Source organism: Ruegeria sp. BG10, from assembly GCF_056538575.1.
This window is the reverse complement of the sequence record NZ_JBQFTI010000005.1, coordinates 68928-89047: the sequence shown is the minus strand read 5'-3', so window position 1 is coordinate 89047 and position 20120 is coordinate 68928. Positions and strand designations below refer to the sequence as shown.

Genomic DNA, 20120 nt, shown 5'->3' with positions numbered 1-20120 from the left:
CTGAAAATTGCGCGGATCATCGGGGCAGCGTCAGCCGGTTGCAAGCGCCCTTTGATCGTCGCGCCCCATGGCGATCAGGAACGGGTTGGCCTCTTGCTGCGCCTGAAACGCGGCCTTGTCACCCATGCCCCGCCAGTCTGACAGGACCAGTGACTGCGCCACCGCACCGCCCAGAGTCGCGCCAGGCCCCGTGACGATAAAGAGGTCCGGGGCGAATTCCCGCGCTGCTGTCTGAATGGCCCGGGTGAAATCATAGGGTTCCGTCACCTGATGGCCCAGAGTGTATTCCCACAGTGCCTGCGTATCGGTCGCGCCGGGCCACCAGATCTTCCCGCGCCCGTCAATCAGGGGACGTTGGGGCTGGCCAAACAGCTCCGCAGTCAGACGCGCGCGCCCTTGTGCGGCAACAGGCGCCTGCAATCGCGTGTGAAACGCGGCATGGTTCGCCAACCGCATCGGGAAACGCTCCTGTACGGTGGGCTGAGAGGTTTCGAAAGCCGTCAGCCCTTTTTCGTTGCCCGCCAGAACCAGCATCCCGCCCAGATCGATGGACAAGGCCAGATCGTGCCCGCCCCTGGCATCAATCCGCGCCACATCCGCCAGCAGCCCGGCCTTGCGGTTCGGGTCGTTCTCCCATGTTTCGCCGGTGAAGGGGTAGACCAACTGCCCGCCTATCAGGTGTTCCTGCATCAGCGTTCCCATCGTATTGACGACCCGGAACCCATCCTGCGGCGACAACGCGCCACCGGCGGCCAGAGCGATATACCACCCCATCGAGTTGCCGGTGACCGCAACCACCTCGATATCATCCGACAAAGCCTGCGCATCGGCCAGCGAGGCGGCGTAGATCAGGGGCGAGGCGACACCGCCGCGCGAGTATTTGGAGACGGTATACCGGGTCGCGCCGTCCAGTTCGGTCACGGCCTCCTGCCCGGCCACTTTCCGGATGGTGTCAAAGCCCTGAAACATCTCTATGCGATCCGCATGATGTCGGTGCAGGTAACCCAGTTCCGGTTTGTTATAGGTCCCCCGTCCAGGGCAGATCACAACTGCGGTGCGGGTCATGCCTTGCCTCCGGTCAGGTTCAGTGCGGCAGTCACGATTCCATCTTTCGACGGCAGGGGGGCCGCGTAGGCCGGGCCCGTCGCGATAAAGCAGTCCTCGGCCACGACGCGGGCGATTGGGGTCGCGGGGCTTTCTTCGGTGAAAAAGGTCATCAGCGCCTCGGACTGGCTACCGGTGCGGCGGCATTCGTCCACGACCAATACATGCGCGCATGACCTGGTGGCGGCGCGCAAGGCGTCGACCGGCAAAGGCGCCAGCCAGCGCATGTCGATGATGCGCGTCTTCACGCCGGCCGCTTCGATCTCGGGCAGCGCCTGTTTCGACAGATAGTGCCCATTGCCATAAGTCACGATGGCCAGATCGGTGCCATCCCCATGAACGCCCACCTCGCCCAGTGCGGTACGCTGGTCCGGTGAAGGGTAGGTGGTCATCCAACCGCCATCCTGGGCGTCGTGCAGATCGCGCATGGGGTACAGAGCGATGGGCTCCAGAAACACCACGACCCGCTGTTCTTCACGCGCCAGCCGCACGCATTCACGCAGCATTCTTGCGGCATCCGCACCGGTCGAGGGGCAGGCGATAATTACGCCCGGAATGTCACGCAGCACCGCCAGCGAGTTGTCATTGTGAAAATGGCCGCCAAAACCCTTCTGATAGCCCAACCCGGCAATGCGCAGCACCATCGGGTTGGTGAACTGCCCGTTCGAGAAAAACGGCAACGTCGCCGCCTCACCCCGGATCTGATCCTCGGCATTGTGCAGATAAGCCAAGAACTGAATCTCGGGGATCGGGACGAACCCGTTATGCCCCATGCCGATGGCCAGCCCCAGAATGGACTGTTCATCCAGCAGCGTGTCGATCACCCGGTCCGGGCCAAACCGCGCCTGCAGTTTCTGCGTCACGCCATAGACACCGCCCTTTCGGCCGACATCCTCGCCCATACAGACGATCTCGCCATGTTCCAGCATCAGATCGGTCAGCGCCCAGTTGATCAGACGGCTCATGGGTTGCGGCTCAGCCATTGCCCGCATGTCGCCGCCAAACGCCCTGGCCCGTGCTTCATCGCCGGGGCCGTTGGTGGGTTTGCAGGCACGCTTTGGTGGGATCAGGCTCGCCATCACCTCCTGCGCACTGGCCAGATGCGGGCGGGTCGCAGCCTCAGCGGCGATCCGGTCGGTGCGGGCGCAGGTCTCTTCATAGATCTTAAGCGCCTGATCCGGTGAAAGCGCCCCGGCCTGATCCAGCAGGCGTACCGAGTGCAGCAGGGGATCGTTGGCCTCATCCGCCTCGACCTCGGATTTCGGCAGGTAGGTGGTGGGCACGTCCGCACCCGCATGACCGTAAAGGCGAACGGTTTTCAGATGCAGGAAGGCCGGTTTGCGGCGTGTCCGCACATAGTCGGCGGCTTCCTGCGCCACTGCATAGGTCTCATAGATATCCAGCCCGTTGGCCTGAAAATACCTGATGCCGGGGCGATGCTCCATCGAGGCCTGAATCCAGCCCTTCGGCGTTTTGACCGAAATGCCGATCCCATTGTCCTCGCATACAAACAACAACGGTAACGGCGTGGACTGAACACTGGTCCAGCCCGCTGTATTGATGGCCCCCTGTGCTGTGGAATGGTTGGCCGAGGCATCGCCGAACGAACACATTGCAATCCCGTCCGCTGGCAGTTCCCGATGCTCTGGCTCATGCCGACGCGCCGCGCCCAGCGCATAAGCCGCGCCAACGGCTTTGGGCAGGTGGCTGGCGATGGTCGAGGTCTGCGGCGGGATCATCAACGCCTTGGACCCCAGAACCTTGTGCCGCCCGCCCGAGGTCGGGTCCTCGCGGGAACAGGCAAAACTCAGCAGCATATCCCACGCGATCTGCTGCCCCGGCACCTGTTCGGCGCGGGCGATCTGAAACGCGGCATCCCGGTAATGCAGAAAGGCGATATCGGTTGGACGCAGGGCATGGGCCACCGCTGCCATACCTTCATGCCCGGAAGAACCGATCGTATAAAACCCCTGCCCCGCCTTCTGCATCGCCCGGCTGGTGCAGTCCAGTGCCCGGCTCAGAACCTGCGAGCGGAAAACGGACACCGCATCGGCCCGGTTCAGCCCCGGTTGCGGCGCAGCGCCGCCGGGAAGGTCACGCGCGGCGACTCGGGTCAGGAAATTGTCGTGAACGATCTGGGCGCGGTCCATACGGGTTCCCCGGCTTGGAAAAGTTAGAGCTTTGCGGTTGCCGCCGCGATGCGGCGCACCCCTTCTTGCAGGCTTTCCGTGGCATAGGCAAAAGAAAGCCGCACATGCCCGGGCATCCCAAAGGCACGCCCCGGCACCACGGCGACGCCCGCCACGTCCAGCAGATGGCGGCAGAATTCGGCGTCTTCCGGCATGCGCGCAGGGGTCTTGGGAAAGACATAGAACGCACCCTGCGGAACGGCGCATTCCAGACCGGCGGCGTTAAGCCCGCGCACGACCAGATCGCGGCGCGCCTGCATCTCGCGGCACCGCGCGGCCAACAGGTCCTTCGAGCCGGTGATCGCGGCAAGCGCCGCCGCCTGCGCGATGGAACATGCGCCTGATGTGATCTGACCCTGAACCGCTGCCATCGCCCCGATCAGCGGCGCAGGTCCGATGCCCCAGCCAATACGCCAACCGGTCATCGAATACGCTTTGGACACCCCGTTCACGGTCAGCGTCCGATTGGCCAATTCCGGAACAGCCGTCAGAAACGGGGTAAACGGCACATAGGACAGGTGTTGGTAAATCTCATCCGATATCACCCAGACATGCGGGTGTTTTCCCAATACGGCACCCAAAGCCTGTAACTCGGGCAGCGAATACACCGCCCCGGTCGGGTTCGAGGGTGTGTTCAACAACAACCAGCGCGTACGCGGGGTGATCGCCGCCTCCAACTGCGCGGGCGTCAGTTTGAACCCCTGTGTCTGCGGGCAATCCAGCACGACGGGAACCCCACCCGCAAGTCTGACCATGTCCGCGTAGCTGGTCCAGAAAGGGGCTGCGGTGATGACCTCATCCCCCGGGTTCAGGGTTGCCATCAACGCGCTGGACAACACCTGTTTGGCACCGGTCGAAACGATCACATTTTCGGCCTGCATTCCGGCGGCGTCGCCAATGGCCGCACGCAATTCGGGAACGCCCGCTGTCGCCGGATATCGGGTCTGCCCATCCAGCGCCGCTCGATGAGCCGCGTCGATGACATGGGCCGGCGTCGGAAAGTCCGGCTCGCCTGTGCTGAGCGCAATGACGTCCACGCCCTGCGCTCGAAGGCGGGCCGCCCGTTCCGAGATCTGCACGATCTCCGATAGCTCGATTCCGCGCAGCCTGTCCGCTCGCTGAAAACTCACGATCCTGTCCTGCACTGTCATGGGGCATCATCCACGCTGAAATATCTGCATCTGTATCGGGCTGGCGCGGCGCAAATGCCAGTGATATTCCGTGCGAAAGGTATGAGGAATTGTCATATGATCGCCCCACGTCGCTTTCTGCCATCGATCCCGTCGCTGCTGGCGCTGGAGGCCGTTGACCGGCTTGGCAGCGCCTCTGCCGCCGCCGAAGAGCTTTCCCTGACGCAAAGCGCAGTCAGCCGACAGCTCAAGTCGATGGAGGAGCAGTTGGGCGTCGACCTTATCCAGCGCAGTCAGATGCGGCTGCACCTGACACCGGCGGCACAGGAATATGTCCGTGTCGCCCGAACCGCATTGAACCAGCTTGCGCAGGCGTCCCTGAAGCTCAAGGCCAACCCGACCGGCGGATCGCTGAACCTGTCGATTCTGCCGGCGTTTGGTATGCACTGGCTGGCCCCGCGCCTTCAGGACTTTGCGCGCCGCCACCCCGAGGTGACGGTGAACCTGAACACCCGCCTGAGGCCATTCGATTTCGACGCCGAGCATTTCGACGCCGCCATTCACTTTGGCCAGCGGGACTGGGCCGGCGTGAATTACCTGCCCATCATGCGCGAGGATGTTCTGCCGGTGTGCGCCCCGGACTTGCTGCCGGACATAACCGACGACATCGAATGGCTGGAACAAGCGCCCTTGCTCCACCTGGAGACGCGGCCCGATGCCTGGGAAAGATGGTTCGCGGCGCAGGGCCGTGACGTCCAGGGGATACGCGGGATGTTGTTCGATCAGTTCTCGACCATGGGTCAGGCCACGATTCACGGGTTGGGTGTGGCGCTGTTGCCCAGCTATCTGGTCGAAGAAGACCTGAAGACGGGACGTCTTGTGCAGGCCTGGCGCGGACCGGGTGTCAGCCTGGGAGATTTCTATTTGGTCTGGCCACAATCCCGCGCGGAATCGGAACCGCTCAAGTCCTTTCGGGCGTGGTTGCGCGGGCAGGTTGACGCGGCACCGGTGGTTTCGATCCGATAAGTTCAGGTGCCCGCGCAATAGCTGCGCGGCCTTCGGCCTTGCGTCCTGCGGACGGCGGAGCGGCCGGGCAGGCGCGGGCTGCGCCCGCGCCTGCCCGGCCCAACAGAAGGAGATGTTTCGTCAGAAACTTCGACGACTGGCGGGAGAAGCCACGTCTTGCCTATGTGTCCAGCGAGCGGGCTATAAGCTCCTTCATGATCTCATTGGTGCCGCCGTAGATCATCTGAACCCGCGCATCTGCATAGAGGCGGGCGATCGGGTATTCCATCATGAACCCATAGCCACCGAACAGTTGAAGGCATTCGTGCATGACTTCATTCTGCACTTCCGACCCCCAGTATTTCACCATCGAGGCCGTCGCCGCATCCAGCGTGCCCGCTTCGAGGCGTGCGATGCAGTCGTTGACGAAGCTGCGCAGAACTTCGGCTTTGGTTTTGCATTCGGCCAGCTTGAAGCGTGTGTTCTGGAAATCCATCACGCGCTGGCCGAAAGCCTTGCGTTCCTGCGTGTATCGGACGGTCTCGGCAATGGCAAAATCAATAGCGCCCAGCGCGCCGATGCCAATGGTCAGACGCTCCCACGGCAATTGTTTCATCATCTGATAAAACCCCTGCCCCTCTTCCGGACCGATCAGGTTGGTCATCGGAACCTTGACGTCCTCAAAGAACAGCTCGGCGGTGTCGTTCGCCTTCATGCCCAGCTTCTTGAGGTTACGCCCCTTGCGGAACCCGTCGGCGCCGTCGGTTTCCACGGCGATCAAGGATACACCTTTCGACCCCAGGGCCTTGTCCGTCTTGCTGGCCACCAGGATCAGATCCGCCGACTGCCCGTTGGTGATGAATATCTTGGACCCGTTCAGCCGGTAGGAGTTTCCGTCCTTTTCGGCGGTCGTCCGGATGGATTGCACATCCGAACCGGTTCCGGGTTCGGTCATGGCCAGCGCCCCGACCATTTCTCCGGATGCCAGCCTGGGCAGCCATTTCTGCTTTTGATCCTCGCTGCCATAAGCGGTGATGTAGTGGATCACGATCGACTGGATGGCATATCCCCAGCCCGAGTCGCCCTGGGAGGCCTGCGCGTACATCGTGACCGCATCAAAGCCAATTCCGCCGCCGACGCCGCCATATTCCTCGGGGATCGCGCCCGCCAGCAGCCCCATATCCCCGGCCTTGCGCCAGAAATCACGGTCCACGACCCCCTGGTCGTTCCAGCACTCGATATTGGGTGCCAGTTCATCATCCATGAAACGGTTCGCCATCTCGGCGAACATCCGATGTTCCTCGGTTGCCCATCCGGCCGTGGTGGTGAAAAGCGACATACAGCATCCTCCCGATTCAAATTTCGGTCAGAGTAGCTTTGGACTTTGCGCAATCCAATCCGTCCATCGGATTGCTACGCAACGTCTTTTTCGCGTCTGCGCTGATACAGCGGCCCCCGTGGCCCGGTCAGGCCAGGGCGGCGTCCAGTAAAACCCCAGCCGCCGCCTTGGCATCGCGCGCCGGATCGCAGCTTTTCAGAAGAACTGCGGTCACGATTGCGCCTTCCTTCAGCAGCAGCACCTGACAACCCAGCTTTTCGGGATCGCGGGCGCCGGCCTTGCGGGCCAGATCCGTGAAGTATTCCAGCAGCAGGCGCTTGTGTTCGGCGGCCTGCGCGTGGATCGGATGGTCCCTGTCCTGAAACTCAGCCCCTGCCTTTATGAACATGCAGCCGCGAAACCCGTCTTCTTCAAACCACTCGCTGAGCGCGTCAAAACTGGCAAGCAACTGATCGGCCGGGGTGTCCGCCAGTTCTTCGATCCGGCGCAGGAACCAGTTGCGGAAATTCTCGTCCCGCAGCCGCAGAACCGCAAGTATCAGCTCCTCCTTGGTGCGGAAGTGTTTGTACATTGAGGTCTTCGACACCCCCGTTTCCGTCACCAGCTTATCCATTCCGGTGGCGTGAAATCCATCGCGGTAAAAGACCTGCAACGCTTTGCGGACCAGTTCGTCGCGTTTGTTCGGGCGCATGATTCGGCTCCTGAGTGTACTGATCTGTACATAATACGCTTCGGTTCGAACCACAACCTCAACGCGTTTTTCTTTTATTTTCAATGGAATTTTCGGGTCTCAGGACTGCCCATAGAAAAAATACAGAAAAATCTCTTGAAAAAGTTTACCGATCTGTACACATTGAACTCAAGATGTACCGATCTGTTAACCTTGGAGCAGTCAGATGCGACGCCGTGCCAGTCCCTTTTCATCCCAGTACGTCCCCTTCCTGTTGACCCTCGCGCTGATTGCCGCCTCATTGACATGAAAGACCAAGACATGAGCCGCCCCCCTCTGCCCCCCTTCACGCAAGAAACCGCAACGCAGAAAGTGCGCATGGCGGAAAACGGCTGGAACAGCCGCGACGCGGATGTGGTCACCCCCGCCTATTCCGATGACAGCCAGTGGCGAAACCGGGCTGAATTCCTCACCGGGCATGACCAGATCCATGCCTTCCTGACCCGCAAATGGAACAAGGAACTGGACTATCGGCTGATCAAGGAATTATGGGCGTATTCCGGCAATCGCATCGCTGTTCGCTATGCCTATGAATGGCGCGATGACAGCGGTCAGTGGTTCCGGTCCTATGGAAACGAGAACTGGGAATTCGCCGAAGATGGACGCATGGCCAAACGCCACGCATCGCTGAACGATTTGCCTATCACAGAAGCCGAGCGCTTGTATCACTGGCCCCTGGGCCCGCGCCCCGACGATCACCCCGGCCTGTCCGAATTGGGGCTCTGAAAGGACATCCGATGCCACGCGCGTTTTCCGAACTGACCTTCACCCCTGCCGTCCGCGCCCATCAGGAGCGGATGGGCTCCGCGAAAACCTACGCACGGTTCATCGCGGGCGGCCCGCAGCAGGGGCATGAGATTGGCCAGGCGGAGAAAGCATTTATCGAGGCGAGGGACGGGTTCTATCAGGCCACCGTGTCCGAGACCGGCTGGCCCTATGTCCAGTTTCGCGGCGGGCCGGTCGGGTTTTTGAAGGTTCTGGGTGCCCGGACCCTCGGCTATGCCGATTTCTCGGGCAACAAACAGTATATTTCGCGCGGGAATCTGGACGGCAACGACCGGATCGCCATGATCTTGATGGATTATGCCAACCGGGTGCGCCTCAAGATACTGGGACGCGTTGAATTCTCCGAAGGCGCGGCCGCAGCCGCTGGCCTTTCCCCCGACGACGCAGAGGCCCCTGCCGAACGGGCCGCCATTATCCATGTCGAGGCGCTGGACTGGAATTGCCCGCGCCATATAACGCCCCGCTTTACCGAAGCCGAGCTGCGTCCGCACCTGAATGAACTCGGGGTGCAGCTGGCGCAGCTACAGGCCGAAAACGAAATGTTGAAACAGCAACTGGCAAACCTGTCCTGACCCGACCGGGTCGGAAACGGCAGCACGTCATTTCTACAAGGAAGCCCCATCATGCCGCGTTCTACGTTAAATGTCGCCAGCGTTTGCCTTGTAGGCTTTGTGTTGTTTTCCGCGGCTCTGATGCTTGGGTTTTTTGCGTCGCCGGAAGCTGTGCGCACATCCCCGCCCGGGTTGTACAATTCGCTTCTGCTGGAGCAACTGGCGCGTCGGTAAGTCCGGTATTTCGGCGGTCCGGCGTCTTGCCATCAAAGAAAGATCACCTTACCCCTTGACCTTCCCGTGACTGGAACCCTCATCTGAAGGGTAATGATAGCGCAGGATGAGTCGGATGGCCGCTCCACAAACGATCCAGTTGAAGATTACAGGTATGGGATGTGCCTCTTGCGTAGGTCGGGTGGAATCCGCCCTGCGTGGCGTTCCCGGCGTGACCGAGGCATCGGTGAATTTTGCGACCGGGTCCGCGCAGGTTGCGCATGACGGTCCGGTCAATGCGCTGACCGACGCGTTGTCCGGTGCCGGGTATCCGGCTGCGACCCGGCAGACGACCCTGAAAATCGGCGGTATGAGTTGCGCCTCATGCGTGGGCAGGATCGAAAAAGCGCTGTTGACCGATCCGGCCGTGATCGAGGCCCGGGTCAATCTGGCGACCGAAAGCGCAACCGTCACCTACATTGACGGAGCAACCGACCCCCAAAATCTTGCCAAACTGTCGGAGGATGCCGGATATCCCGCCCGCGTGGCCGATTGCATCAGCGAAGACAGGACCGATAGCGAGAAAATGGCCGAGGCCAGTGCCCTGACGCGCGCAACAGTATTTGCGGCGGTTCTGGCGCTGCCGGTTTTCGTGCTGGAAATGGGTGGTCATATGATACCTGCCTTCCACCATTGGGTGCACACGACCATAGGAACGCAGGCCAGTCACCTGATTCAGTTCGCGCTGACCTCGGTGCTGTTGCTGGGACCCGGGCGGGTGTTTTATGCAACAGGCATCCCCGCCCTGTTGCGCGGATCGCCTGATATGAATGCGCTGGTCGCATTAGGGACAGGTGCGGCCTATCTCTATTCGGTCACGGCAACCTTCGCGCCGCAGGTTCTGCCGCAGGGCAGCGCCAACGTGTATTTCGAAGCGGCCTCGGTCATTGTGGTCCTCATCCTGCTGGGACGCGTGATGGAGGCCCGAGCCAAGGGCCGGACCGGGGCCGCGATCCGCAAACTGGTGGGGTTGCAGCCCAAAACAGTGCGGGTCGAATTGGACGGCGTGACACTGGACCGCCCGATTTCCGACATCGTGACCGGCGATATCGTGCAAATCCGCCCCGGGGAGCGTGTGCCCGTGGACGCCGAGGTGCTTGAAGGCACCTCTTATGTCGATGAAAGCATGATCACGGGTGAGCCGGTACCGGTGGGCAAATCCCCATCGGATCAGGTGGTGGGAGGCACCGTCAATGGCACCGGTGCGCTGCGTGTTCGCGCCACGCGGGTTGGGGCGGATACGGTGCTGGCACAGGTGATTCATATGGTGGAACAGGCGCAGGGCACCAAGCTGCCGATTCAGGGGCTGGTGGACCGGATCACGGCCTGGTTCGTGCCCGCGGTGATTGGCGTGGCCCTGTCAACAATTGCCGTCTGGCTGATCCTTGGCCCCGCACCTGCCCTACCAATGGCACTGGTCACCGGTGTTTCCGTGCTGATCATTGCCTGCCCCTGCGCCATGGGGCTGGCCACACCGACATCGATCATGGTGGGCACCGGCCGCGCCGCAGAACTGGGCGTGCTGTTTCGCAAGGGCGACGCGTTGCAGCAGTTACAGCAGGCCCGGGTCGTCGCATTGGACAAGACGGGCACGCTGACAATGGGACGGCCCGAATTGGAAAGCGTTCTGACGGCCAACGGTTTTGAACGCGACGACGTGCTGCGACTGGCCGCCGCGGTCGAGGCGCGCTCGGAACATCCGATCGCGACCGCGATCACCCGCGCAGGCCCATCGGAACTGCCGGCGCCTTCGGATTTTGCATCCCATACCGGTCTGGGGGTTCAGGCGGTTGTCGAAGGGCGCAATCTGCTGATCGGTTCACCCAGATGGATGGCGCGCAACAGCGTGGATCTGACCGATTTGACACCTGAGGCAGAGCGGCGCGCGGCTGAAGGGGCCACACCTCTGTTTGTTGCGATTGACGGTCTGGCGGCGGCGCTGCTGACCGTGTCCGACCCCGTCAAACCCGGCACCGCACAGGCGCTGGACCGGTTGCATGCGATGGGCCTGACGCTGGCGATGGTGACGGGCGACAATGCACGCACGGCACAGGCGCTGGCAGACAGGCTGGGCATCGACCACGTCACGGCCGAGGTGCTGCCCGATGGCAAGCTGTCCGCAATCACCGCCTTGCGCGACCAGTTCGGCACGCTGGCCTTTGTTGGCGACGGCATCAACGACGCCCCGGCTCTGGCGGCGGCGGATATCGGTGTGGCCATCGGCACAGGTACCGATGTTGCGATCGAAACGGCGGACGTGGTTCTGATGTCCGGCGACCTGCGCGGCGTGGCGAACGCGGTGGACATCAGCCGCAGAACCATGCGCAACATCCGGCAGAATCTGGTCTGGGCCTTTGGCTACAACACCCTGCTGATCCCCGTGGCCGCCGGCGTGCTGTTCCCATTCAGTGGCCATCTTCTGTCGCCTGCTCTGGCAGCAGGGGCCATGGCCCTTTCGAGCGTCTTTGTTGTCTCGAACGCGCTGCGGTTGCGCCGCGTCCGGCCCAACCTGCCGGACGGCCCAAGCGATCATTCAACCCAAACGGTGACCTTATGAATATCGGAGATGTTGCAACCCGGACCGGCCTGCCCGCCAAGACGATCCGCTATTATGAAGATATCGACCTGATCAGACCTTTGCGCGACGACAACGGCTATCGCAGGTTCCGCGACAGCGACGTGCATAAACTGAACTTTCTGGGCCGCGCCCGCGCTCTGGGATTCACCATCGAGGATTGCCGCACCCTGATGGCACTGTACGAAGACGAAACCCGCGCCAGCGCGGACGTCAAAAAGGTGGCCCGGGCGCATCTGGCCCAGATCGAGGCCAAGATCGCCGACCTGAACGCAATGCGCGACACGCTGGGTCACCTGATCGACGCCTGCGCCGGGGATGACCGACCCGATTGCCCGATCCTGCAGGATTTGGGTGGCAACAGTTAGCACGGGGTTGCCCTTTGGCCGCAGCTTTGCTTTGTCTCTGCGTAACATTCCGGCCCGATGAGAAAGCCGGCCGCCGGACAGCAGAGAGGATCACCAAATGGCAAAAGTCGCGTTCCTGGGTCTGGGCGTCATGGGGTATCCCATGGCCGGTCACCTGCAGACAGCGGGTCATGAGGTAACGGTTTACAACCGCACCGCCGCTAAGGCCGAGGCCTGGGTGGCGCAGTTTGGCGGCGCATTAGCAACAACACCGCGCGCGGCGGCCGAGGGTGCTGAATTCGTGATGTCCTGTGTTGGCAATGACGACGATCTTCGAATGGTATGCACCGGCGAAGACGGTGCGTTCCACGGAATGACCGAAGGGGCAATCTTTGTGGACCATACAACCGTTTCCGCGAAGGTGACGCGCGAGTTGTATGAGGCCGGAAAGTCGCGTGGCATCGCCTTTGTCGACGCCCCGATCTCGGGCGGGCAGGCAGGGGCTGAAAATGGCGTTCTGTCGATCATGTGCGGCGGTGATGCGGCAGCCTATAAAACGGCCGAGCCGATCATGCAGGTCTATGCCAAAATCTGTCGCCGCATCGGTGATTGCGGGGCGGGTCAAATGACCAAGATGTGCAACCAGATCGCCATCGCCGGGCTGGTTCAGGGCCTGAGCGAAGCGCTGCATTTCGCCGAAAAAGCCGGGCTTGACGGACGTTCCGTGGTCGAGGTGATCAGCCAGGGCGCCGCGGGCAGCTGGCAGATGGCAAACCGGTATGAAACCATGCTGGACGATCACTTTGAACACGGGTTTGCGGTCGACTGGATGCGAAAAGATCTGGGGATCTGTCTGGCGACGGCAAACGAAACCGGCGCCTCGCTTCCGGTGACCGCCCTGGTGGATCAGTTCTACAAGGACGTGCAGAAACTGGGCGGTGGACGGTGGGACACGTCTTCGTTGTTCAAACGGTTGCGCGCATTGGACTGAAGAAAGGGGGCTGTCTGCCCCCTCTTGGCCCGCCGGGCCAATTCACCCCCGAAGGTATTTTTAGCCAGATGAAGAGGATCACGGTGCAGACGGGACGGGATCTGATATGAACGACACATGTGCTTTCTGGGCTGAGGCCCTGCACCGGCATTGGGGGCTGGAGGCCGGGCTGACACGGCTGGATGGGGAATATGACCAGAACATTCTGGTCCGGGCCACCAACGGACGGGACTATGTACTGAAGGTGATGCGCGCAGGTTGCGAGGCTGACCTTGTCGACCTGCAGGTCAAGGCGCTGGCGCATATCGCATCCGCAGCTCCGGGATTGCCGTTTCCCGAGGTATTTCCTGATCTGAACGGGAATATGCTGCCGGAAATTGCAGATATGCTGGGCCAAAAGCGGCTTGTGTGGCTGCTCGAATGTCTGCCGGGGCAATGCTATGCCAAAGCTGCGCCCAAATCCGGGGAACTGATCCTGAAATTGGGCCGGGTGCTGGGCGCAACCGACAAGGCGTTGGAACGCTTTGCCCATGACGGCCTGCACCGGTCCGATTTCAAATGGGACCTGACACAGGCCGGTTGGGTCGCGGACCAGCTCGACGTCGTAACCGACCCTGCGCGGCGGGCGATATTGGCGGATATTTGCGACGGGTTCACCGCGATAGCGGACCAGTTGGCGCACCTGCCTGCACAGGCGATCCACAACGACGCAAATGACTATAACATTCTGGTCGAAGGCGAATTGGGCCAGCGGCAGAGCATATCCGGGCTGATCGATCTGGGCGACATGTGTTCAGCCCCGCGGGTTTGCGATCTGGCCATTGCGGGCGCGTATGTCGTGCTGGACCACCCCAGGCCCGAGCGGGCGTTGGCCGCAATGGTGCGCGGATACCACGCGGCCAACCGGCTGCGGGCGGATGAGGTCGATCTGATTTGGCCTCTGCTGCGGATGCGGCTGGCCGTGTCGGTCGTGAATTCGACCCTGATGGCCTCGGAAAACCCGGACGATCCTTACGTGACAATCAGCCAGGCGCCCGCGTGGCGGTTCCTTGAGAACGGAACTGTCAATGGCGGGCTAATGTCAGCGCGGCTGCGGGCGGCCTGTGGATTGCCTGTGACGGATGGGGCGGAACGCATTCATGCCTATCTTTCGGAGCATCGTGGTCAGTTTGCCGAGATGATGGGGCAGGACCTGAGTGATGCGCCCACGGGGTCGCTGTCGGTTGAGAGCTCGACCTGGCCGCAAAACCCGTTTCACATGCCTCTGGAAGAGGCCGAGCGCGTGGGGGAGGAGTTTGGCGAGGGCCCGTGGCTGGGCTATTACAACGAACCACGTCTGATCTATACCGAGCCGGGGTTTCGCAAAGGGCCATGGAAGGCGTCGGACCGGCGCACCGTTCATCTGGCGGTGGACGTGTTTGCCCCGGTGAACACCGTCCTGCATGCACCGATGAGCGGACGGGTCGAGGCGGTCGAGAACCGAGACGCGCATCTGGACTATGGCGGTGTCGTGATCCTGCATCATGAAACGCCCGAAGGTGATCCGTTCTATACGCTCTATGGTCATCTGGACCCTGAGGTCTGCGACCGGCTGAAACCGGGCGATCCGGTGGCGCAGGGTGCAGCCTTTGCCCGGCTCGGCGATGCCAGCCAAAACGGCGGTTGGGCGCCTCACGTGCATTTCCAGCTGGCCCTGACCACGGACGGGATGAAAAACGACTGGCCGGGGGTTGGTGATCCTGACGAGATGGACCTCTGGCACGCGGTCTGCCCCAACCCGGCGGCCTTGCTGAACCTGCCGGATGACAAGGTGTTCTTTCGGCCGACCGACAAGCAGGCGATCCTGCAGGGGCGGCAGGATCATTTCGGCGGCAATCTGTCACTGACCTATGACGATCCGGTGATGCTGGTGCGTGGTTGGAAGCACCATCTGTTCGACGAATGGGGGCGCCCTTATCTGGACGCCTACAACAACGTGCCTCATGTGGGTCACGCGCATCCGCGCATTCAGGCGGTTGCGGCCGATCAGTTGAAGCGGATGAATTCCAACACCCGCTATCTTCACCCGGCTCAGACGGCGTTTGCTGACAAGATCCTGTCAAAGCTGCCCGATCATCTTCAGGTCTGTTTCTTCGTTAACTCGGGCACCGAGGCGAACGAACTGGCCCTGCGGCTGGCCCGCGCGCATACCGGGGCCAAGGGAATCGTGACACCGGATCACGGCTATCATGGCAACACCAATGCAGCCGTTGCGATCTCGGCCTACAAGTTCAACAAACCCGGAGGGATCGGTCAGGCCGATTGGGTCGAACTGGTCGAAGTGGCGGACGATTATCGGGGGTCGTTCAAACGTGACGATCCCAACTGCGCCCAGAAATACGCTGACCTCGTAGACACGGCGATTGCCGCCTTGCAGGACAAGGGACAGGGCGTGGCCGGATTCATCGCCGAGACCTTCCCCTCGGTCGGTGGTCAGATCATCCCCCCCAAGGGCTATCTGCCTGCGGTTTATGAGAAAATCCGGGCCGCCGGCGGGGTTTGCATCGCCGACGAAGTGCAGACCGGGCTGGGACGTCTGGGTGAATACTATTTCGGCTTCGAACATCAGGGCGCGCTGCCGGATATCGTGGTCATGGGAAAACCCATCGGCAATGGGCACCCCTTGGGTGTGCTGGTGACAACCAAGGAAGTCGCCCGCAGCTTTGACAACGGGATCGAGTTTTTCTCGACCTTTGGCGGCTCGACCCTGTCCTGCCGGATCGGCAAAGAGGTGCTGGACATCGTCGATGACGAAGGGTTGCAGGAGAATGCCCGCATCATGGGCGCGCGTCTGATGGAAGGGCTGCGCCGGATCGAGGCCGATTTCGCCTGTGTCGGCGACGTGCGCGGCATGGGTCTGTTTCTGGGGGTGGAACTGATCAACCCGGACGGGTCTGAAAGCACGGAAATCTGCAAATACGTCAAGAACCGGATGCGCGTTCACCGTATCCTGATCGGCAGCGAAGGTCCCAAGGACAATATCCTGAAGATCCGCCCGCCCCTGACCATCGAAGCCGAGGATGTGGACATGATCCTGTGGGCGCTGCGCGATGTTCTGTCCGAAGTCGGCGACTATGCCCCGGCACCCGCGTGCGATCACGACCATCACCATACCGGGTGCGGGTGCTGCTGAGCTGGGACCCCGGCAAATGTTGCCGGGGCCGCGCCATCACCGCTCAGTGCAGCATGGCCGAGGGGGTCTGATGGCCGGTTGTCGGCACCGGGATTGATGCCGTCATTCGTCGCAGGGCCAGACCGAGCTCTTCGGACAATGACGCCAGCGCCGGCGCAAAATCAGGGCGCACGATCAGCGACGCCATCATCATCGCGTCTTCACGGGCGCCTTCAGATGCTGCGGCGATCATCTGGGCGAAGCAGTTTTCATCCGCACCCAGGCAGGACCAGTCCAGCCCGTGGCGAACCAGCGGTCGCCGGCCGTGTTGGGCGCAGAGAACGCATAACCGGTCCAGCGTCATCATCGTGGCCCGGCCCTGATCGACGCCCAGCGCGATCTCGAAATCATGCGCCGCGTCCCTGCGACCGTGCGCGCCGTCGCTCCACAATCGCAGGTACATGACGGCACCGGCTTCGATCGGGGTCAGATCGGACAGCCGCCCCACCGCAGCCCCGCCGCGTGACGAAGGCGCGCTCATTTCGTCAGGATCAGTTTACCGGCCCGCGTGATGCGCAGCGTATACAGCTGGTCGCCCAGTTCGATATGGGCCAGGTTCCCACCTTTGGTCAGGTCTTCGGCCTTATGAGCCGGAAGCATGGAAACCGCATAGGACTGGCCGGGATTCGGGTTCTGCACATTCATCAGGACAACTCCAGAAGTTTTCGGGCGAAAGCCTTTATCTGTTCGCGTTTTTGGTCGATCTGGCTGACCCGGCTGAGGGTTGGCTGACAGCTTCTCATTTAATCTGATTATTTTAGTCAGGTATGTCAAGCCCCGTTATGCGGCACCACATAGATTGCGCAGGTTTGTCCGGCGCGATACGTGTTGCGCAGATATCCATGCAATGAGGCAGCAGATGCGCGCGACAATCATGTTCGATCTGGACGGAACGCTTGTGGACAGCCTTCCCGATATCGCAGGGGCTGCGAACAGGATGTTGCAGGACGCCGGTGTCGCGCCGCTGCCGCAGGAAACGGTGAAACATTTTGTGGGCAACGGCCTGCCCAAACTGGTTGAACGTGTCATCCGCCATTGCGGCCTGCCGATGGACCACCATGCGGATCTGACCCGGCAAACCTTGGCACATTACAATGCCGCTGCCTGCGTCAAGACGGTTGCCTATGCCGGAATACCGCAGGCGCTGGATCAACTGCGCGCGATGGGATGCGTTCTGGGCGTGTGCACAAACAAACCTGAAGGACCAGCGCGCCATGTTCTGCAAGCTCTGGACCTTGCGCATCATTTCGATGCCGTCCTTGGCGGCGACAGTCTGAATACCCGCAAACCGGACCCGGCTCATCTTGAGGCCAGCTTTGACGCCGTCGCGCCCTCTGGCCCCCGTCTATTTGTCGGAGACAGCGAGGTTGACGCTGAAACCGCCCGGCGGGCGCGGGTTCCGTTTTTGCTGTTTGCCAACGGATACCGAAAAACACCTGTCACGGATATCGCCCACACCGCCAGTTATGGCGACGCATCCGAGTTACCCGCGCTGGTCCGCGAGGTGGTGCAAAAGCTGAGCCAGACCACCTGAACAGGTGCCTGGCCCAAGCCGTCTCAGGGATGAATGGAAACGGTATCCGGAGGGTGACTGAGGGGCCGGCCGAGGGGGTAAGAAGCCAGCCCCTCACAGGGGGAAAAGTGGTATGGTCCGGAATGACCCTTTCGATAATCAATACTTAGCGAATCGGTCCGAAATTAGATATTGGGGGATTCCCGTAGACCCCGAGATGACGTTGAAATCGCAGCGACTTTTTCTTGCATTCATCGACGAAAGCACGTGGACCGGGTGCAAAGCGCCCTATATTCGCTGCCTGTCACGCGAATCCTGCCCGGGACGGGGATCAGCAACTATACGGCCACTGGCCGGCTTATGCGCCTGAATTGCAGGTGCCGAGGATGCCGCCGTCGAACATCGGATGACCGGGGTCATAGGTGACCTGCGCGCGTGGCGTCACCCCAACGATCTGAAGCGTGTCGTGTGCATTGGTGGGGGCTTCGCTGCCCTGCACCACAGGAACATCCTTAAAGCACTGGTGATCGGCACCGCGATACAAGGTCGGGCCGTTGCCAAGCCCGCCGAACTCAAAATCCTCCAAAGCTTCGATCACGCCGCAGGGGTTGAAAGTTCCTGCGCGTTCGCAGGCGTCGGCATACAGCAGAGTCTGCGCGTAACAGGTCTGCGCCGCGTTCGAAGGGGGCTTGCCGTATTTTGCCTGAAACGAGTTGACAAATGCCTTTGTGCCTTCGTCCTGCAACTGCCAGTTCCAGTTCACCGAACCCATCACACCCTTGATGCTTTCCCCCGCCACGGCGGCCGTCAGTTCAGTGACCAACGGCACGACGATCCGGAAATCCCTGCCGTTGGCAACCTGATCACGCAAACCGAACTGCATCGCGCTGACCAGCGCGTTCACCATACTGCCGCCGTAATGGTTCAGAACGAGCACATCTGCGCCCGACTCCAGGATAAGGGGCATGAAGGGTGAAAAATCCGTTGTCGCAAGCGTCGTCCGCAAGAATTTGACCGTTTCCCACCCCACGGCCTCGGTCGATGCGACCATCGCCTTTTCCTGGCTGCGTCCCCAGTTGTAATCGGCCGTCAGGTGATAGGCGCGGCGTTCACGGCCCAGTTCGGTCGCCAGTACCGGGGCCAGCGCGTCGGCCGACATTTGCGCATTGAAGAAATGACGGAACCCATTGGCCTTTCGATCCCTGCCGGTCACGTCGTTGGAATGGGTCTGACCGGCCATGAAGACAACGCCCGTCTGCTGACAGAGGTCCTGAACCGCAATCGCCACGCCCGAAAACGACCCGCCGCCGATCATGACCGCGCCGTCCTTTTCGATCATGGATTTGGCAGACTTTCGCGCCACGTCCGATCTGGTTTGCGTGTCACCGGTGACAAATTCGACCTTTTTGCCAAGGACTCCGTTCCCCGTCAGCGCCTTGGAGGTAAATGTACCAAGACACCCGCCGTCGCCAATGCCGTTCAGATGGTCAACCGCCAGTTGCTGCGCGCGCAACTGGTCCTCGCCCTCGTCGACATAAGGTCCGGTCAGCGGGACATTGAAGCCAAAAACCACCGAAGGGCCCGTCGGCTCATTCGTATAAGCGGCGACCGACGCGGCAGTAAAGATCGTGGGCAGGGCCAGACCACCGGTTGCGGCAGCACCGGTTTTCAGCAGCGTGCGGCGTGAGACAGATCTGTTGGCCATTCAATCCTCATTATCCCTGCCTGCATCCGGCGGCTGGACGGTCAGCGTTACGGGACATTGCCCGGCGCAAAACGCGTATGTCCATTGCCGTTAGAACAGGCATATCAACCTATTCAAAATGCGCCGCAGATTTGCAAATGAATATCAAGGGAAAGCCCCGGATAAGGGGGCCGGTCGATGTTCGCCAGCCACAGTAGCTAAACCGTAACCCCCCGCAATACCTGATCGCGTGAGAGTTCCGACTTGGCGCCGGATGTCAGAACCGCGCCGCGTCTGAGGACGACAAATCTATCGGCGAGGTCATATGCGAAATCGAAATACTGCTCGACCAGGACAATCGCCATTTCACCCTGTTCTCTGAGGTGGCGGATGACCTCTCCGATCTGCTGGATGATGTTGGGCTGGATGCCTTCGGTGGGCTCGTCCAGCAACAGAAGCTTTGGCCGGGTGATCAGCGCCCGTGCGATGGCCAGAACAGAGCCCTCATGCAGTACGGTAACCTTGCAGTTCAGGCGGCGAACGAACTCCATGTTATGTTCGACAACCACCACCGCGCGGATTCTGGCCGCCTTTGGGTAATAGAGCGCACCGGCGAGAGGGTTAACGCAGAGGCGGGCTCTTCTTCTACCTGTTCCCCGCAACTGTTGTTGCGTTCTGTGTGGCGGTTGTGT

General features: G+C 61.3%; 16 protein-coding genes and 1 pseudogene. 8 read left to right on the top strand and 9 right to left on the bottom strand.

All coding sequences use genetic code 11. The annotated features are described in order from the left end of the window. Positions 1–30: 30 nt before the first annotated feature. Genes ACR0D8_RS17475 through ACR0D8_RS17465 form a run of 3 tightly spaced genes read right to left on the bottom strand, consistent with a single transcriptional unit; the run spans position 31 to position 4444 of the window. Positions 31–1065 carry an ACP S-malonyltransferase gene (locus ACR0D8_RS17475; protein WP_480648410.1) on the bottom strand — a complete coding sequence of 345 codons (1035 nt, stop codon included), beginning with the start codon at positions 1063–1065 and terminating at the stop codon, positions 31–33. Continuing rightward, positions 1062–3254: a dehydrogenase E1 component subunit alpha/beta gene (locus ACR0D8_RS17470; RefSeq protein ID WP_480648408.1), complete on the bottom strand. Its 2193-nt coding sequence runs from the start codon at positions 3252–3254 to the stop codon at positions 1062–1064. The genes ACR0D8_RS17475 and ACR0D8_RS17470 overlap by 4 nt, the downstream gene beginning before the upstream one ends. Positions 3255–3277: 23 nt before the next feature. Beyond that, positions 3278–4444 carry a pyridoxal phosphate-dependent aminotransferase gene (locus ACR0D8_RS17465; protein ID WP_480648406.1) on the bottom strand — a complete coding sequence of 389 codons (1167 nt, stop codon included), beginning with the start codon at positions 4442–4444 and terminating at the stop codon, positions 3278–3280. A gap of 96 nt (positions 4445–4540) precedes the next feature. On the opposite strand from ACR0D8_RS17465, the gene ACR0D8_RS17460 reads away from it, so the two are divergent. Beyond that, complete coding sequence (locus tag ACR0D8_RS17460) at positions 4541–5449, top strand: LysR substrate-binding domain-containing protein (protein WP_480648404.1); 909 nt, start codon at positions 4541–4543, stop codon at positions 5447–5449. Between the two features lie 160 nt (positions 5450–5609). Here the strand turns inward: ACR0D8_RS17460 and ACR0D8_RS17455 are convergent, their stop codons facing one another. Together ACR0D8_RS17455 and ACR0D8_RS17450 are read right to left on the bottom strand one after the other, a co-directional pair. Then, positions 5610–6767 carry an acyl-CoA dehydrogenase family protein gene (locus ACR0D8_RS17455; protein WP_480648402.1) on the bottom strand — a complete coding sequence of 386 codons (1158 nt, stop codon included), beginning with the start codon at positions 6765–6767 and terminating at the stop codon, positions 5610–5612. A 127-nt stretch (positions 6768–6894) separates the two neighbouring features. Continuing rightward, positions 6895–7458, bottom strand: a complete 564-nt coding sequence (locus ACR0D8_RS17450; protein ID WP_480648400.1) for a TetR/AcrR family transcriptional regulator — start codon at positions 7456–7458, stop codon at positions 6895–6897. Between the two features lie 300 nt (positions 7459–7758). Here ACR0D8_RS17450 and ACR0D8_RS17445 point away from each other — a divergent pair, with 300 nt between their 5' ends. The 6 genes from ACR0D8_RS17445 to ACR0D8_RS17420 all read left to right on the top strand — a co-directional run bounded on the left by ACR0D8_RS17445 (position 7759) and on the right by ACR0D8_RS17420 (position 16192). Next, on the top strand, positions 7759–8223 hold the full coding sequence (locus tag ACR0D8_RS17445; RefSeq protein ID WP_480648398.1) for a nuclear transport factor 2 family protein: 465 nt from the start codon (positions 7759–7761) through the stop codon (positions 8221–8223). Positions 8224–8234: 11 nt separating this feature from the next. Further along, entirely contained in the window at positions 8235–8855 is a 621-nt protein-coding gene (locus ACR0D8_RS17440; RefSeq protein ID WP_480648396.1) for a pyridoxamine 5'-phosphate oxidase family protein, read from the top strand. A 328-nt stretch (positions 8856–9183) separates the two neighbouring features. Beyond that, positions 9184–11664, top strand: coding sequence for a heavy metal translocating P-type ATPase (locus tag ACR0D8_RS17435; protein WP_480648394.1), 2481 nt, complete (start codon positions 9184–9186; stop codon positions 11662–11664). Next, positions 11661–12050 (top strand): Cu(I)-responsive transcriptional regulator, encoded by a 390-nt coding sequence (cueR, locus tag ACR0D8_RS17430; protein ID WP_480648392.1) that lies wholly within the window; start codon positions 11661–11663, stop codon positions 12048–12050. Before ACR0D8_RS17435 ends, cueR begins: the two co-directional genes overlap by 4 nt. 97 nt (positions 12051–12147) lie before the next feature. Beyond that, positions 12148–13020 (top strand): NAD(P)-dependent oxidoreductase, encoded by an 873-nt coding sequence (locus ACR0D8_RS17425; protein ID WP_480648390.1) that lies wholly within the window; start codon positions 12148–12150, stop codon positions 13018–13020. A gap of 106 nt (positions 13021–13126) precedes the next feature. After that, entirely contained in the window at positions 13127–16192 is a 3066-nt protein-coding gene (locus ACR0D8_RS17420) for an aminotransferase class III-fold pyridoxal phosphate-dependent enzyme (RefSeq protein ID WP_480648388.1), read from the top strand. Between the two features lie 43 nt (positions 16193–16235). On the opposite strand, the gene ACR0D8_RS17415 is transcribed toward ACR0D8_RS17420, so the two are convergent. After that, positions 16236–16712, bottom strand: a complete 477-nt coding sequence (locus tag ACR0D8_RS17415) for a hypothetical protein (protein ID WP_480648386.1) — start codon at positions 16710–16712, stop codon at positions 16236–16238. Then, positions 16709–16876, bottom strand: coding sequence for a hemin uptake protein HemP (gene hemP, locus ACR0D8_RS17410; RefSeq protein ID WP_475157865.1), 168 nt, complete (start codon positions 16874–16876; stop codon positions 16709–16711). The genes ACR0D8_RS17415 and hemP overlap by 4 nt, the downstream gene beginning before the upstream one ends. 214 nt (positions 16877–17090) lie before the next feature. Between hemP and gph the strand changes: the two genes are divergently transcribed. Continuing rightward, positions 17091–17765, top strand: coding sequence for a phosphoglycolate phosphatase (gene gph, locus ACR0D8_RS17405; RefSeq protein ID WP_480648383.1), 675 nt, complete (start codon positions 17091–17093; stop codon positions 17763–17765). A 337-nt stretch (positions 17766–18102) separates the two neighbouring features. Here gph and ACR0D8_RS17400 read toward each other — a convergent pair whose 3' ends face one another. After that, positions 18103–19449, bottom strand: a complete 1347-nt coding sequence (locus ACR0D8_RS17400) for a substrate-binding protein (protein ID WP_480648381.1) — start codon at positions 19447–19449, stop codon at positions 18103–18105. A 197-nt stretch (positions 19450–19646) separates the two neighbouring features. Continuing rightward, positions 19647–19922, bottom strand: a pseudogene (locus tag ACR0D8_RS17395) (ABC transporter ATP-binding protein); the annotation flags it as partial. Positions 19923–20120 lie beyond the last annotated feature (198 nt).

Coding starts and splice junctions, on each gene's coding strand:
- ACR0D8_RS17475 (WP_480648410.1), bottom strand. CDS start 1,065: ATGACCCGCACCGCAGTTGTGATCTGCCCTGGACGGGGGACCTATAAC.
- ACR0D8_RS17470 (WP_480648408.1), bottom strand. CDS start 3,254: ATGGACCGCGCCCAGATCGTTCACGACAATTTCCTGACCCGAGTCGCC.
- ACR0D8_RS17465 (WP_480648406.1), bottom strand. CDS start 4,444: ATGACAGTGCAGGACAGGATCGTGAGTTTTCAGCGAGCGGACAGGCTG.
- ACR0D8_RS17460 (WP_480648404.1), top strand. CDS start 4,541: ATGATCGCCCCACGTCGCTTTCTGCCATCGATCCCGTCGCTGCTGGCG.
- ACR0D8_RS17455 (WP_480648402.1), bottom strand. CDS start 6,767: ATGTCGCTTTTCACCACCACGGCCGGATGGGCAACCGAGGAACATCGG.
- ACR0D8_RS17450 (WP_480648400.1), bottom strand. CDS start 7,458: ATGCGCCCGAACAAACGCGACGAACTGGTCCGCAAAGCGTTGCAGGTC.
- ACR0D8_RS17445 (WP_480648398.1), top strand. CDS start 7,759: ATGAGCCGCCCCCCTCTGCCCCCCTTCACGCAAGAAACCGCAACGCAG.
- ACR0D8_RS17440 (WP_480648396.1), top strand. CDS start 8,235: ATGCCACGCGCGTTTTCCGAACTGACCTTCACCCCTGCCGTCCGCGCC.
- ACR0D8_RS17435 (WP_480648394.1), top strand. CDS start 9,184: ATGGCCGCTCCACAAACGATCCAGTTGAAGATTACAGGTATGGGATGT.
- cueR (WP_480648392.1), top strand. CDS start 11,661: ATGAATATCGGAGATGTTGCAACCCGGACCGGCCTGCCCGCCAAGACG.
- ACR0D8_RS17425 (WP_480648390.1), top strand. CDS start 12,148: ATGGCAAAAGTCGCGTTCCTGGGTCTGGGCGTCATGGGGTATCCCATG.
- ACR0D8_RS17420 (WP_480648388.1), top strand. CDS start 13,127: ATGAACGACACATGTGCTTTCTGGGCTGAGGCCCTGCACCGGCATTGG.
- ACR0D8_RS17415 (WP_480648386.1), bottom strand. CDS start 16,712: ATGAGCGCGCCTTCGTCACGCGGCGGGGCTGCGGTGGGGCGGCTGTCC.
- hemP (WP_475157865.1), bottom strand. CDS start 16,876: ATGAATGTGCAGAACCCGAATCCCGGCCAGTCCTATGCGGTTTCCATG.
- gph (WP_480648383.1), top strand. CDS start 17,091: ATGCGCGCGACAATCATGTTCGATCTGGACGGAACGCTTGTGGACAGC.
- ACR0D8_RS17400 (WP_480648381.1), bottom strand. CDS start 19,449: ATGGCCAACAGATCTGTCTCACGCCGCACGCTGCTGAAAACCGGTGCT.